Source organism: Paenibacillus sp. PK3_47 (genome assembly GCF_023520895.1).
In the GTDB taxonomy this organism is placed as follows: domain Bacteria; phylum Bacillota; class Bacilli; order Paenibacillales; family Paenibacillaceae; genus Paenibacillus_AQ.
In genome coordinates this window covers 3,951,521-3,964,937 of record NZ_CP026029.1, presented here as the reverse complement: position 1 = coordinate 3,964,937, position 13,417 = coordinate 3,951,521, and the positions used below count along the sequence as shown (strand labels likewise).

The 13,417-nt window shown below is 50.5% G+C and carries 16 protein-coding genes; 10 read left to right on the top strand and 6 right to left on the bottom strand.

Annotated features, from left to right (window positions below; translation table 11 throughout):
• Positions 1–2 precede the first annotated feature (2 nt).
• Positions 3–494, top strand: a complete 492-nt coding sequence (locus C2I18_RS17615; protein ID WP_249897059.1) for a hypothetical protein — start codon at positions 3–5, stop codon at positions 492–494.
• Between the two features lie 167 nt (positions 495–661).
• Here C2I18_RS17615 and C2I18_RS17610 read toward each other — a convergent pair whose 3' ends face one another.
• Entirely contained in the window at positions 662–1,051 is a 390-nt protein-coding gene (locus C2I18_RS17610) for a hypothetical protein (RefSeq protein WP_249897058.1), read from the bottom strand.
• 974 nt (positions 1,052–2,025) lie between these two features.
• Here C2I18_RS17610 and C2I18_RS17600 point away from each other — a divergent pair.
• The 6 genes from C2I18_RS17600 to C2I18_RS17575 all read left to right on the top strand — a co-directional run bounded on the left by C2I18_RS17600 (position 2,026) and on the right by C2I18_RS17575 (position 6,543).
• Complete coding sequence (locus C2I18_RS17600; RefSeq protein WP_249897056.1) at positions 2,026–2,928, top strand: helix-turn-helix transcriptional regulator; 903 nt, start codon at positions 2,026–2,028, stop codon at positions 2,926–2,928.
• Entirely contained in the window at positions 2,925–3,917 is a 993-nt protein-coding gene (locus C2I18_RS17595) for a hypothetical protein (RefSeq protein ID WP_249897055.1), read from the top strand. The genes C2I18_RS17600 and C2I18_RS17595 overlap by 4 nt, the downstream gene beginning before the upstream one ends.
• Before the next feature lie 49 nt (positions 3,918–3,966).
• Entirely contained in the window at positions 3,967–4,935 is a 969-nt protein-coding gene (locus C2I18_RS17590; protein ID WP_249897054.1) for a hypothetical protein, read from the top strand.
• Between the two features lie 91 nt (positions 4,936–5,026).
• Positions 5,027–5,446, top strand: coding sequence for a MarR family winged helix-turn-helix transcriptional regulator (locus tag C2I18_RS17585; protein WP_249897053.1), 420 nt, complete (start codon positions 5,027–5,029; stop codon positions 5,444–5,446).
• Positions 5,447–5,575: 129 nt separating this feature from the next.
• On the top strand, positions 5,576–6,238 hold the full coding sequence (locus tag C2I18_RS17580; protein WP_249897052.1) for a hypothetical protein: 663 nt from the start codon (positions 5,576–5,578) through the stop codon (positions 6,236–6,238).
• Positions 6,235–6,543: a hypothetical protein gene (locus tag C2I18_RS17575; protein WP_249897051.1), complete on the top strand. Its 309-nt coding sequence runs from the start codon at positions 6,235–6,237 to the stop codon at positions 6,541–6,543. The genes C2I18_RS17580 and C2I18_RS17575 overlap by 4 nt, the downstream gene beginning before the upstream one ends.
• A gap of 82 nt (positions 6,544–6,625) precedes the next feature.
• Here the strand turns inward: C2I18_RS17575 and C2I18_RS17570 are convergent, their stop codons facing one another.
• The 4 genes from C2I18_RS17570 to C2I18_RS17555 form a co-directional block, all read right to left on the bottom strand.
• Positions 6,626–7,588 carry a DUF4367 domain-containing protein gene (locus tag C2I18_RS17570; RefSeq protein ID WP_249897050.1) on the bottom strand — a complete coding sequence of 321 codons (963 nt, stop codon included), beginning with the start codon at positions 7,586–7,588 and terminating at the stop codon, positions 6,626–6,628.
• Positions 7,585–8,151: a sigma-70 family RNA polymerase sigma factor gene (locus tag C2I18_RS17565; RefSeq protein WP_249897049.1), complete on the bottom strand. Its 567-nt coding sequence runs from the start codon at positions 8,149–8,151 to the stop codon at positions 7,585–7,587. Before C2I18_RS17565 ends, C2I18_RS17570 begins: the two co-directional genes overlap by 4 nt.
• A gap of 318 nt (positions 8,152–8,469) precedes the next feature.
• Complete coding sequence (locus C2I18_RS17560) at positions 8,470–8,643, bottom strand: aspartyl-phosphate phosphatase Spo0E family protein (protein ID WP_249897048.1); 174 nt, start codon at positions 8,641–8,643, stop codon at positions 8,470–8,472.
• Between the two features lie 675 nt (positions 8,644–9,318).
• A complete protein-coding gene (locus C2I18_RS17555) occupies positions 9,319–9,735 on the bottom strand; it encodes a MarR family winged helix-turn-helix transcriptional regulator (protein WP_249897047.1) in 417 nt (138 codons plus the stop codon).
• Between the two features lie 306 nt (positions 9,736–10,041).
• Between C2I18_RS17555 and C2I18_RS17550 the strand changes: the two genes are divergently transcribed.
• The 3 genes from C2I18_RS17550 to C2I18_RS17540 all read left to right on the top strand — a co-directional run bounded on the left by C2I18_RS17550 (position 10,042) and on the right by C2I18_RS17540 (position 12,730).
• The gene (locus tag C2I18_RS17550; RefSeq protein ID WP_249897046.1) at positions 10,042–10,578 is read left to right on the top strand and encodes a DoxX family protein; all 537 of its coding nucleotides are present in this window, start codon (positions 10,042–10,044) and stop codon (positions 10,576–10,578) included.
• Between the two features lie 199 nt (positions 10,579–10,777).
• Positions 10,778–11,935: a stalk domain-containing protein gene (locus C2I18_RS17545; RefSeq protein ID WP_249897045.1), complete on the top strand. Its 1,158-nt coding sequence runs from the start codon at positions 10,778–10,780 to the stop codon at positions 11,933–11,935.
• Between the two features lie 3 nt (positions 11,936–11,938).
• Positions 11,939–12,730, top strand: a complete 792-nt coding sequence (locus C2I18_RS17540; protein WP_249897044.1) for a TatD family hydrolase — start codon at positions 11,939–11,941, stop codon at positions 12,728–12,730.
• 25 nt (positions 12,731–12,755) lie between these two features.
• Here C2I18_RS17540 and C2I18_RS17535 read toward each other — a convergent pair whose 3' ends face one another.
• A complete protein-coding gene (locus C2I18_RS17535) occupies positions 12,756–13,325 on the bottom strand; it encodes a histidine phosphatase family protein (protein ID WP_249897043.1) in 570 nt (189 codons plus the stop codon).
• Positions 13,326–13,417 lie beyond the last annotated feature (92 nt).

The following is a 13,417-nucleotide window of genomic DNA, read 5'->3' as shown; positions in this document are numbered from 1 at the left end:
TTTTGAATGCGTTGATTAGTACATGTCTATGTGGGACTTGGCCGCATTATGCAGACGGGCATGACAAGCTGGAAGGTTTATCGCAGGGGCTGGGGTGTGCTAAAGAATGGTGGGGTTGGTGGGTTGGTGGGGCTAAGAAATATCGGTCAGCTTGCTTAATCAGGGGAATCAAGGGTATTTGTGCTCTTCATTTCAGCGATTTAGCCATTTATGGCGGAATCAAAGGTATTTCTACCTTTCATTTCGGAGGTTTAGCCGTTCGGGGCGTAATCAGGGGTACTTGTACTCTTCATTTCCACCGTTCAGCTGATTACGGTGGGATCAAGGTATTTGTGCCCTTCATTTCTGCCCTTCAGCCAATTGAGGCGGAATCAAGGGTATTTCTGCTCTTCATTTCCGCCATTCAGCCAATTGAGGCAGAATTAAGGAGCGGCTGTGTGAAATCAACGGGACTTTTCCCGTTAATCTATCCCCTCAGGCCGGAATGTGCATAATCAACGGGACTTTTCCCGTTAATCTCCCCCATCGGTCCGAAATCTTCGCAATCTACGGGACTTTTCCCGTTAATCGTCCCCATCGGCCAGAAACCTGCGCAATCAACGGGACTTTTCCCGTTAATCTACTCTCCGGGCCTGCGCTCAACACCAGCTTACCTTCCGGTCTATGTATGCGCCGACCAAGACCAGTTGAACTGGGACAGATCGCGGATCAGCAGGCCGCTCTTTTCCAGACGGGTCAGTTCTTCCTCGGCCTCTGTATCTAGGCCGCTTGAATGCTCATGTGCGGTATTGATGAGCCAAGGTTTCCCCTCTCTCAAAAAACAGAGATCATCCGGCAATCTCGGCTGTACCCAGCCGTATAGCCTGTCGGTATATTCCAGAAGGATATCAGCAACTTCCGGTGAGCATCGGAAAAAATGGACATCAGCGTAGTGTCCCAATAACATTTGTCCCGGCCAATGATCTTCCTTTTTAGTTTCCAAGCGATAAGGCTGCAGACGTTCCAGAAGTTCAAGACCCTCGGACCCCAGTTCCATCTGATCACGTTTCACCAGAATAAATGTATCGCAGACCTCCAGCCCAACCTCTATTAAAGTCCGGTACGTCTGGCCGGCAGGCTCTCCAAAATGGTATAAATAGCTTTCCCCTCCCACAGCAGATCCATTTGAATTGCGGCATAACTTATTTTGAACTCTTTTAGATTTGATCTTTAGACTTAATCTTTAGACTTAATCTTTAGATTTGATCTTTAGATCTTTAAAATTGATTTTTAGTTTTTTTAGATTTCAACTTTGTAAATTAAAACTTCCTATTTAGTTTTGAGCTTTACAGCTTTTAACTTTACAGCTTTAACTTCACAGCTTGAGCTTCACAGCTTTTACTTCACAGCCTTAACTTCACAGCCTTAACTTCACATCTTCTACTTCACAGCTTGAGCCATACAGCCTTAACTTCACAGCTACTAACTTTCCAGCCATTACCTTACATCTTCTTCACTTTACATTTTAACTACACAGCTTTTAATTTCAACATTTCCACATTATACCATAGTCAATATTTCTCCCGTCCGCAAAATCCCCCCCCAATTTTCACCTTTTAATTTCAGAGCGACATTTTATGTCGTACCACGGGCTTTATACTCCAGGAGTAACACTCAAATCACTGAAACGAGGTTCACACTAATGCCCAAAACAAAACGCGGACGCGTCCTCTGGAGCCTGCAATCCCGGGGCCGCGGGACATGCCCGATCTGTCAAAGCACACGCATCAAGCTGCTCTATCCAAAAGTAAAAAGCGATGGTACCGGAATAAAGGTATGCAAACGGTGCAGCAAAGCGCCGCAGATTAAAGTAGACGCGATATCAGACTAATCATCAGGTACAGCCTAAGCTAAGCATAGCCCAACATAACAGGGATGGATGTCCGTAGAGTGAGACCTCCATCCTTGTTACATTCCGGCAGCCTGCCTATACTATAAGAAACATCGGTTCTGATTCCGTACCCATCATGCAAAGGAGCATTATCCTTGAGTCATACGCACCGTATACAATGGTTCGACCAGCAGGTCAGGGCGGGGCGGTACCCGAACAGCAGCCGTCTCGCCGAGCAGTTCGAAATCTCCAAACGCCAGGCGCAGCGGGATATCGAATATATGGCATCGTCACTGCGCGCCCCGCTGCAATATGTGGCCAGGCAGCGCGGATACTGCTATGAAGATGACAGCTTCACGCTTCCTTACCTGTATCTGACGGATCAGGAGAAACGGATTCTGCAATATCTGGCCTACCGCTACAGCCATTATAATTACGAGAATGCTCCTGAAGTGAGGCGGATCGGGAATCTGCTGAACCGGATTACCGATCAGGAGGAGCCGGCGGAGGAAGCCAGGCTGCCGATATTCGCGGTAAATGCGCAAGTACTGCAGTATTTTGAACTGCTTCAATATGCCGTGAAACACCGGTTCATTGTCAAAATCACCTATGACGGCAGAGAAGGTGAACTGGAGATTTGCCCGCTTAAACTGGAAAATCATTATGAGGATGACCATGTTATTGCAAGGGTAACCGGCCGCAACCATCCCGAATACTTCCGCCTGTCCTCGATCCTCGATTTGCAGCTGACAACACAGCATTTTGCAGACGATGACAGGCGCGCGCAAAGGCAGGGGACTGAACGCAGGCTGAAGCCTTTTCACGCCCAACTACGCCTCGGTATTTCTCCGGAGACAACGCACTGGTACGGATTTCCGGTCCGTCACACCACTGGGGATATTTATGAAGCGGAGTTTTATGATCAAGAACAGTTTGTCCGGCATCTGCTTACAGCAGAGTGGCTGGAGCTTCTGGGCCCGGCATGGCTGAAACAGAAAATCACAGATAAGTGCAGCGCTCTGCTGCATTTGCTGAACCCGGAGGCTGAGCCACTATGATTCTTAACCACATCCGGATGACCCGGGAATCCAAATCGTTCACGGATGCCGCTTATGCCATACTGACTGCGGCTGACCGTTTTGAGGGCCCGAAATTTATGCTCTCAGGTCTCAGCGGCATGGCCTTCAAATTTTCGGTGCACCGCAGACTCCTCCCTTTCTCTGTCACAGCCTACGGCCAATGGGGGACGGAGCATTCACCCGCGATAGATAATCTGGGCATCCATACCGTATACGACGGCGGCCGCTCAAGACACGCTTCCTCCGGAAGCTATCAGCAGGATGCCATTCTCTGGACGAAGCAGAGCATAGATTCCGGTCTTGGCGTGATTTACTGGATTCCCGAGTTTGGCGTTATTTACGGCTATGATGATGAAGCCGAGGTCTTTTATATGCAGGACGGCCGCAACCATGCGCCTCAAATGCTCCTGTATGACAATTTCGGAATGAACATTACCCCCTACTGGTACTGCCGGATCTTCGGGAAGCAGGTGAATATTCCTCCGGCAGATGCCGTACTGGAATCGCTGAGGCTGGCGCTGCAGGACTGGAACACTCCTTATAAAACACTCCCCGACAAGGACATCGCCTCCGGCCGGCTTGCCTACCGTTATTTACATGATGCTCTGGTCAAAAGAGAGTATGAGCCTTGGGGCGCCGGCTATTCTTTGGATACTTACATGCATTCGCGCAGGGAGATCAGTGATTACCTGCAGGAGGTAAAGACGCTGCTCCCCGGACTGGCTGAAGTCCAGCAGCTGTATCAGGAGCTTTCGGATCGAATGAGCGGAGAAATAACGGCTGTGCTCCCATCTCTTTATGGAAACAGACAGCCTGAGGAGTCCAAGCTTACTTCCTTATGTACCGCGCTGGTTCAGGCGCAGGCTTTGGAAGAACGGGCAATGGCTTTATGCCGCCTGATCTCCGAACGTTACCCTGACCGCAAACGCACCCTCGTACCCAGATGGGGAGCACATACAGCAAGATAGCTTACGGCAGAAGGCTGAGTCACGACATGCAGAAAGCAGGAATTCATTCATGAATAAAACGTTGCTTCATCCGCTCCGGTTGCGCCGGGAATCCCGCTCGTTTACCGATGCGCTTTATGGCGTTCTGGAAAGCAAAGGCTGGTTTACGCTGCCAAAATATATGCTGGCCGGCATGACAGGCGCCTGCTTCCGGTTCTCTGTTCACAGAGAGCTTCATCCGGACTCGGCCACAGCCTATAACTGGATGGCTGAACATTTTGTCGCCTGCGATCTCATCGGCATTACTACTTCACAGTGGGGCGGCTTTCATTTCACCCCGACCTTTCCCCTGTACCAGGAGCAGGCTGTGCTGGATATTAAACGTGCCATTGACAGCGGAACAGGAGCCGTCGTCTGGAAAGACGGTTTTGTCATCGTGAACGGATATAACGAACAAAGTCAGGTGTTTTACTATTTGGACGGCCTTACGGAATCTGCGCAGGAGCTGCCTTTTGCCGGGTTCGGCCTGAACGTCTCGCCTTACGCCTACTACCAGATCTACGAAACACAGATAGAGACAGATCTCCTGCAGATCATCAAAGAATCCTGCATACAGGCTGTCTTTAGGGCAGAAACTCCCGATGTTATGCTTCCCGAAGAGGATTATGCCTGCGGGCTCGCTGCTTATGACGCTATACTGGAGGCACTGCAATCCGGCCGCTTTCATGCTGATGGAGCTTATGAAACCTTCCTGGTCTATGCTTCTGCCAAAAAGGATGCCGCAGCCTATACGCAGCACGCCGTGTCTTACTGGCCCTCCTTACAGGAGGTTGCCGCACAGTACAGCCGCCTCTCTTTAATATATGAAAAGATACTGGAAACTAAATTCATGCAAAATCCGCTCCCTTCCACGCCTGTGGACGATTTAACCGGATTATTCCGGGCTGCCGGGGAAGCGGAGACTGCTGCGGTCCGGGCCATCCGCGGGCTGCTGCGCGAACCTATCGCCAACCGCTTCCACGATATCGGTCTCCGCTGATGAGGACAATATGGAAACTCACGGACTGCGCTTGACAAGAAAGTTATAGCTTCTATATATTTTAGAAACTATAACAAATTGGAGCCAACCTATGAGCATAGATGACAAGAAGTCCCAGGCTATTGATAGAGTGATGGACACAATGGCAGGTGTTCAGCAGAAATCCCAGGCTTTTATGGAGCGGATCACCAAAAAGGAGTCGCTGAGCAATAACCAGATTATGCTGCTGTTCCAGCTGCGGCTTACCGGAACCCTGAAGATTACAGATATCTCGGAACGGTTCATCATTACACCCGGAGCCGCGTCTTCGATGTGTGATAAGCTGGAGAACGCCGGCCTTATTGAACGGGTCCGCAACAAGGAAGACCGCAGAGTCGTCCGGATAAAGCTCACCAGTGAAGGTGATCAGCGGATTCTGCAGCTCTTCAGCGGTTTTGAAGCCGCAGAGCTGGAGTCCATCGCCGCAACGCTGCAGCAGATACATACAATGATGGACGATCTAACCGAATAACACATTCATCTGCACTGTCCCGGAAACGGGGCGGTGTTTTTTTGTGCAGCAGCTTTTTATTTCAACCAACATATATTATTATAAATATATATTTTAATAACAAAAATAATCAAATGAAGGTGCGTGCTTATGAATAAACCTTTCCCTGTCTCTAAGCTGACCGCAGAACAGCCTCCGCTCAAAGTAAGAGGCTCACTGCTCCGCCGGGATGACATCACTGCTTCTGCTGTACATGTTATAGGCCATTTGAATGCCCGGGGAAATGTAACGGCTGCTGAGCTCAAGGTGTCGGGCGAATGCCGTATCGCAGGCCGCTGCACTGCCGCAAGAACCGAGAATCTGGGAAGCCTGCGCGTCCGCAGCCTTCAGGCAGAGCACATCAAGTCCGCCGGATATTTGTCCGCTGCAGAAGCTATTCATACCCTGACCTTTTTCGCGGAGGGTGCCGTACGGGTACACAGTCTTTTCTCAGCCGAATCGCTCGAAATCCGTCTGAGTTCCTCCTGCACAGCAGATCAGCTGCAGTCCAATGGAACCCTTACCGTAAAGCGCGCTTCCCGGATATTTAATGCCCTGATGGGGCCTCTGCGGAAATTAAACTGCCGCTATATTCATGGAGACATGGTTGATCTGGAGCACACGGCAGCCCGGCTGGTCAGCGGGAAGGACATCGTGATCGGACCCGGCTGTGAGATTCAGGAGATCCGTTACAGCGCCAGCCTGAAGGTGGACGGTAACGCCAAAGTTGGAGCGGCAATTTTCACGTTAGAGCCGGAAGGACCAGCGCTATGAACAGCCAGAGCCATATGGGTACAGCTGTGCTAAAATTCATCGGCAAAGGCTTGATCCTCCTCTTCGGTATCCCTATTCTAAGCGTGTGGACGGCGGGCAGTATCGTTTGTGCCTGTATTTCCCTGATTGCGGCTGTGCTCGGAACTTTCGGCTGGAACGGCATTGCCATGAACATCTCACCGGGCTATCCGCTGCCGCGTATTGCCAGCCTTCCGGCAGGCATGATGCTTGCATTCATTCTATTCCTGTCCTTTAAATACACCAGACGCTGCCTGCAGCGCTGCCTGCGGTTTATAAGTTCCTGATGAGACTCATGCTTACGTCAAAAAGCCCGGGATTCCCCGGGCTCATCCTCCGCTATACTATCGGCGGTTAGATATTCTCTGCTCAGCGGATTGACTCAGCAATCCGTAGAACCTCGTCACGGTCCAATCCGCGGGTGCTAAGCCCGTAGAGGACGCCGTCTGCTTCCCAATCCAAGCTCCGCTCATTCATCATCACCGCATCGGTGCCGTTCACCTTCACCTGCTCCATTTTCCCGCTGGTCGACATCTCATAGGCATTGTCCTCATTGGCGTAAGCCAGGAATATGCTAATTCTCTTGCCCTTTTTCTCACTGCTGAAGTACAAATTGAGATAGTTTCCGTTCACACCCTCTTCGCCCTTATAGAACTCTCCACGGTCAAAGACGAAGCCTTCCGGCAGGTACTGGGGAAGCTTCACATCAAATAATGCATACTGCTTCATCTCTGCAAGGGACTTTACATTGAACTTTTTTGCTTCCAGCTCCTTGTCCAGCGCCTCCTGTTCCTTCTTGGTAATAATTTGGTTGTCCCATGTTATATTTGCGATCGGTTCACCTGAAGCTGTGAAGAGCGCACCGGCCGGAGTCAGGTAGGATTCCACCGGGTTGCCGTACCGGTCAAAAATCTTCCCCCTCAGCTCCTCCGGAAACTCCGGAGCATTACGGGTGTAATCCATTACACTGGCGATAATATGGCCGAGATTAATCTTCTGCAGCATCTCCTGGGCAAAGGACGGCTTAACGAAGCCGGCACTGACTATGCCTGCAATCAGCAGCGAAGCCAGGATCATGGCCGGTCGTTTCAATCTCCGGGTCAGTTGCATTCCCCGGTTAGCGTGATCACGCGAAAAGCCGTTTCGAGCCTTAACCAACACGGTGGAGCGGCTGGAATCCCGGCTGAAATCATGCTCCGCCAGTGCTTGTCCCAGCTTCAGCAGCTCCTCGTACTCCGGAGACTTCTTCCTGTTTCCGGTAACGTCTGTGTAGCGGCTGTTGTCGATATCATGTGCGAAGTTTTGTATTGTATTTTTCTCTTTAGGATTCACAGTTCATCCACACTCCCGATTTCAGATTTTAATTTTTTCATGCTGCGGTAGAGGGTGACGCCCACATTGCTCTCGGACATCCCTGTGACCAGGGCAATCTCTTTGTTTTTCAGACCGGCTCCGAATTTAAGCGCTACGATATTCCGCTCCTTCACACCAAGTGTGTCCAGTGCATGCTTCAGCCTCCCGCTCCGCTCTTCCTCCAGCAGCTGCTCTTCAGGAGCCTTTTTGCCTGAGACCAGCTCCCGGATAGACTCCAGCGAGAAAAACTTCTGACGCTTCAGGCTTCTGTAATAATCATTCACTACATTCCTCGCGATGGCGAACAGCCACACCTCAAACGGCGCCTTTTTCCGGGAATAGCCCGGCAGCCTGGACAATGTCTTTTCAAACACCAGACTCGTCAAATCCTCCGCCATATAGCGGCAGCTGACCCGGTAGGCAATATAGTTAAAAATCCTTTTATAGTAAGTATCAAATACCGTTGTGAACAGTTCGTCTGTATCTGCAAAATCCTGTTCGCTCTCCAGTAACAAAGGTTGTATCCATGCGCGCTCCTGCACCTTTCAGTTCTCCTTTCCACACTCTTTACTTGGCCAAGTAAGTTAGTTACTACAGCTAATACGCTGTTTCGTCGGTTTCATTACAGGGAGGGGTGAAAATCGCGAAAAAGTCGATGAAATAGGGGGGAGGATCAGCATCCGGGCAGGTGTAAATTGTGCTTGTGAAAAGAGGAAGGCCTGAGCCGCTGCCCATGTCAGGTACGTGCTCAGGCGAAAAAATAATGCAGAAACTGTGCGGGGCTATGTGAGGTTTGTATGAGGAAAGATAGAATATACGCTTATGTATTTATGCATTTCTCAAAGTCATCTGATAAGGCGCTACTGGCGGTCCTTGGTGCTCATGTCCAGCCTGTTATATGTATTAATCAGCTCATCCAGCTTCACGGATTGTCTGATTACGCTTGCATGATTTAACCCGTACTGCTGCTCCATTTGATTTAGTTTGGCCCGTTCACGTTCGATCTGCCGGTGAATGGCCGTAAGCTCCTTCATGACATTACCTCCCTTAGACATTCTAGAGGGATATGTCAAATTATAGGATGTCAGCGGCATTGCATTATGAATAAAAAACCATGAAACTGCAAGGTTATTGGTAAAAATCTTTCGTTTTTTATAACCCGCTTGGTAATAAGACTCCTCTAAAAAAACAAAGCGGTACAGGTCTCTCCTGACCCGCCAGTGTGGTGAGAAACCCAGCTCTTTTAATGGTCTTGGGTTTCTTTGCCGTATTTCCATGTCTGCGGATGCGGCATCCGTTAACTGCCTCATCCTCTTTCGCACGCTAACGGACCCAGCTGCCTCATCCTTTTTCGCACGCTAACGGACCCAGCGTCCGTTATTTGCCTAATATCGCTCCGTTTCTATCGCTAACGGACCGTCGTTCCTTTATGCTGCTAAATGATAGGTAAATGAAGCCCTTTCGGATGAAATAACGGATCCAGGGTCTGTTAGGATTTCAAAACACACCTCTAGCGCAAAATAACGGATCTGGGGTCCGTTAGCATTAGCATTTCAGCATTTCCAAGGAATTAATAGGTTCTGGTGCGGGTAAGGGATGGGGTTGAGCCGGCAATGATTAACGCCACCTTAAGAAGGCTTTCGGCACTTTCTCGACAGCCTGGCGGTACAGTTCTCCCCTGTACCGCCTCCGCGCCACACTGCCGCGCTTCACAGATTAATTTTGCCGAGCAAATGAATCAGCTGCTGCTTCTCTTCCGGATCAAACCGCTCATAGACGGCTTCCAGCAGCGCTTCCGACACGTCTTCAAAAACAGGCTGAAGCTCCCTGCCCTTCTCTGTAAGCGACAGCCGGAAAATCCGGCCGTCTTTCTCATCCTGCTCCCTTTTTACATACTCCAATCGCACCAGTTTATCCACCAGAGCCGTAATCGTAGACTTGTCTTTATCAATCGCAGCAGACAGCTGATTCATCGTCATATTCTCCCGGGCAAACAGCTGGTACAGAATATCACCATGGGAAGGGGCAATGCCCTGCAGATTATGTTTTTTGAGTTCACGTTCAATAAATCGGTTACCATGCCGGTGAATGCGGCTGATTGCCGCTAATATATTATTTTCATTCATAGTTCAATGTTAGATTTACACAAAATTCCTGTCAACCCTCTATCTGATCCCAAAATTAAGAGCACAATACCAGTTCCAGGCACATGACCATGAATAATATTTAAAAATTTAGTTTGATATAAAAATTATTTTTGAATTTGTGACTTTTATCACACCTATTGTGAAAAAAATCACTTAATATAAAGACAAGAGATGATCATCCACTAACACTTACAAAAAATAAATCTTAGGCCTGTATAAGTTAACCGGAACGATGGAAATACATCCGGTGCAAATGCCTAAAATACAAAATCAGGAGTGGAGAATATGTTTAATCATTGGTTCCGTAATAATAAAGTGGCTATGCTGTTGCTTACGCTAGTGCGTATATATGTTGGTTACCAGTGGCTTGAAGCCGGATGGCACAAGCTGACCGGCGGATTCGATGCCTCGGGTTTCCTCCAAGGGGCCATCGCCAAAAGTGCCGGAGAAGGCGCGACCGTGCAGGCCTGGTGGGGCAGCTTCCTCGAGCATGCGGCACTTCCCGGTGTGAACTTCTTTAATTTCCTTGTTCCGGTGGGTGAGGTTCTCGTCGGACTGGGCCTGATTCTCGGTACCTTCACTACTTTTGCAGCGCTGATGGGCCTCGTGATGAATGCCGCTTACCTGCTCTCGGGTACAGTCAGCACCAATGTGCAGCTGCTGCTCATGGAAGTGATCATCATTGTATCGGCAGCTAATGCCGGCAAGATCGGATTCGATTATTGGGTTATGCCTTACCTGCGCAGACTGTTCCACAAAAAAGATACTGCAGCGGCCGTACGCCCTGTAATGCCCGCATCTGCTATGAAACGTACTGTCTAAATGAAAATCTGCCTGTACTCCCATCTGACCCGCTGGAAGGAACTTTCAATAGTTCTTCTCCGGCGGGTCATTGTTTTATTCTTTTTTTGCAATCGTAACAGGCTTGTTGCAGCTTTGTTAACAGATCGTGACCCGGACACGGCTATTTTATTCTATAATAGAATAGGTTTTGGAATTATTAGACTCCGGAGGTTATCCTATGAAAAAAATAATTGCCGCTTCCTCGGTCGCCCTCGCTCTTCTCGGCGGTCTGGCGGCTACATATAGCAATACTGCACATGCAGCACCCAAGCTCTCACTTATTGTGGACGGACAGCCTGCCCTCGCCAATCTTGAGCCTTTTGAATCTGCAGGGATTTTGTATGTGCCTGCCAGAACTCTGCTTGAATATTATCCTGCTGAACTGAAATGGGACAATCTCCGCAAAAAGCTGATGATCACAACCAGCTACTCCGTCACTACTCTTTCGCCCGGCAGTTCTTCCATGCAGATCCAGTATACACAGACCGAAGGCGGTTACGAAGAGAAGCTGGAGGCTCCTGTTCTCCTTAAGGCAGGACATAACTATGTTCCCGCAGACACGCTCCCCCTTCTTACCGGAGCCGAAGTTGAGCTCGACGCGTCCGGCCGCAGAGTAACCGTTGTGTCCGGCAGTCTCAGCACGTCCGTACGGGTTCCCGAAGAGCCGCTGGCCGTAGCTTCAACCAACAGCAGTGTCAAACTGTATGCTGCGCTCAAAGACGGGGATACCTATAAGGGTTTTATTCTTGAAGTGAACGGCAAGAAGCACAGCTTCGACTGGAAAGCTCCCCGGGATACTACGCGTCCTCCAGAGTTATATTACGCTGACATAGACAGTGACGGTAAACCGGAAGCAACGGTCGTTCTCTATATGGGGCATGGAACCGGAATGATGGCCCAGGAGGTTCATGTGGTTAAACCTGAGCAATGGAAGGAGCTTGACGTTCCTCCTGCAGAAGAAGCAGCGGCGGCTGCCGTATCCTCTGTCATCTCCCTGGACCGGAAGGATGTGCTGCTGAAGCTTGAACTCGCTGGCTCTTCACCGTCGAAGGTAACCATGAGGCTGCCGGACCGTGCAGAAGATGGCGGACTGAAGTATTTCGGAGACAAGGCCGGAATTGGTGCAGTGACTTATTACCGGGTGGAGAACGGCAGGCTGAAGGCCGAAACCAATGTCACCGTGGGGATGCTGGAGAGTATGGGAACTCTGATGCTGGATTATAAAGCGGGGAAAGGCGGAATGGTACTGGATACCATTACCTTTGAGGCCCATGATACCCTGATGGAATTTGTGGAGCAGCAGGAACCTCCTCTCCAAAAAAAGGAGTCTATCTAACCGATGATTGATGCCCATATTCATCTGGAACAATATCTTGAGGGACAATCTCCTGAAGCACTGGATTCCATGCTGCAGGTGCTGCCGGGTCAAGGAATCGATAAGCTCATTGCCGTCTCGATGAACCTGGAATCCTGCCGGCGTACTCGGCAAATCGCCGCGCTGCATCCGCAGCTTGTGAAGCCGGCCTACGGCTTTCATCCCGAGCAGCCGCTGCCGTCCGGAACTGAGCTTGCTGCGCTGCTGGAGTGGATAAATCAGCATGGTGAAGAGATGGTTGCTGTAGGCGAGGTCGGCCTGCCGTATTACAGCAGGGCTGAAGCCCTGGCCCGGGGTGAAGACTTTGACATGGAGCCTTACATCCGGCTGCTTGATATCCTGCTTGAGGCTGCAGCCCGGCTGAACAAGCCGGCTGTACTGCATGCCGTCTATGAAGATGCGCTGACAGCCTGTGCCCTGCTGGAGAAGCATGGCATAACCAAGGCGCATTTTCACTGGTTCAAGGGTCCCCGGAAAGCTGTAGAGCTCATGATTGAACGCGGCTATTATATCTCCTTCACTCCGGATATTGTCTACGAGCCGGAGATCCAGGAGCTGGCGCGCATGTATCCGCCGCAGCTGGTCATGGCCGAAACGGACGGGCCCTGGCCGTTCGAAGGTCCTTTCACCGGAAAATCCACGCATCCGGCTATGATTCATGAGGTGGCCGCTGTGTGGGGCTCGCTGCACGGTTATTCCCCCGCTCAGGCGGCGGATTTGCTGACGGCAAATACACTGTGTTTTTACGGATTATAGCAGGGCAGGTCCACTCCAGGTCCACTCATACCGTCAGCCTCTCCACGCCAGCCAGCGTCCCGCCTTCAAATTGCATTTTGTAAATATCCGGTTTGGTGAGACTGTCCAGAAATTCCGGCCCGTATTCATCGGCGTAATAGCCCATCATCAGCGCCATCACCATACCGTGCGTGCCGATTACAATCCGCTCCCCCTGATGGTTATGCAGAATATTCTTCAGCGCCGCCACCGCCCTTGCCTGGCAGGCTGCATTGGATTCACCTCCAGGGAGGGCAAAATCCGGCTCCGCAAACATCCGCTCCAGGTACAAATCAACCTCCTCGTCTGTCAGCTGCCGGTCAGAGCCGTGCCAGTCCCGCTCCTTAAGATCCTCCAGGGTATGTATTTCCCGGCCCAGCTCTGCTGCCAATACGCTGATGGTATCGACCGCACGTGCATAAGGGCTGCTATACAGCGCAGTAATGCCTTCATTCCGCAGCCGCTCAGCCACTTTGTGCGCATCCTGCTTCCCCCGGGGCGTCAATCCGCGCTGCCATTCTGTCCCATCCGACTTGTCCGACTCGCTGTGCCGCACCATGTAAATGTAAGTTGTCATCTGCATTCCCTCCAATCATTCGCACCAGTGTAGCCGGAATGATATCCCTCCGCCATAACAAAGGCCGGCACCTCTGCTTTAAATGTATTTCA

What these genes read in the sequence shown, in the direction of transcription:
- C2I18_RS17595 (WP_249897055.1), top strand. Translation starts at nt 2,925, where the DNA reads ATGATTCTTAACCACATCCGGATGACCCGGGAATCCAAATCGTTCACG.
- C2I18_RS17590 (WP_249897054.1), top strand. Translation starts at nt 3,967, where the DNA reads ATGAATAAAACGTTGCTTCATCCGCTCCGGTTGCGCCGGGAATCCCGC.
- C2I18_RS17585 (WP_249897053.1), top strand. Translation starts at nt 5,027, where the DNA reads ATGAGCATAGATGACAAGAAGTCCCAGGCTATTGATAGAGTGATGGAC.
- C2I18_RS17580 (WP_249897052.1), top strand. Translation starts at nt 5,576, where the DNA reads ATGAATAAACCTTTCCCTGTCTCTAAGCTGACCGCAGAACAGCCTCCG.
- C2I18_RS17575 (WP_249897051.1), top strand. Translation starts at nt 6,235, where the DNA reads ATGAACAGCCAGAGCCATATGGGTACAGCTGTGCTAAAATTCATCGGC.
- C2I18_RS17560 (WP_249897048.1), bottom strand. Translation starts at nt 8,643, where the DNA reads ATGAAGGAGCTTACGGCCATTCACCGGCAGATCGAACGTGAACGGGCC.
- C2I18_RS17555 (WP_249897047.1), bottom strand. Translation starts at nt 9,735, where the DNA reads ATGAATGAAAATAATATATTAGCGGCAATCAGCCGCATTCACCGGCAT.
- C2I18_RS17550 (WP_249897046.1), top strand. Translation starts at nt 10,042, where the DNA reads ATGTTTAATCATTGGTTCCGTAATAATAAAGTGGCTATGCTGTTGCTT.
- C2I18_RS17545 (WP_249897045.1), top strand. Translation starts at nt 10,778, where the DNA reads ATGAAAAAAATAATTGCCGCTTCCTCGGTCGCCCTCGCTCTTCTCGGC.
- C2I18_RS17540 (WP_249897044.1), top strand. Translation starts at nt 11,939, where the DNA reads ATGATTGATGCCCATATTCATCTGGAACAATATCTTGAGGGACAATCT.
- C2I18_RS17535 (WP_249897043.1), bottom strand. Translation starts at nt 13,325, where the DNA reads ATGACAACTTACATTTACATGGTGCGGCACAGCGAGTCGGACAAGTCG.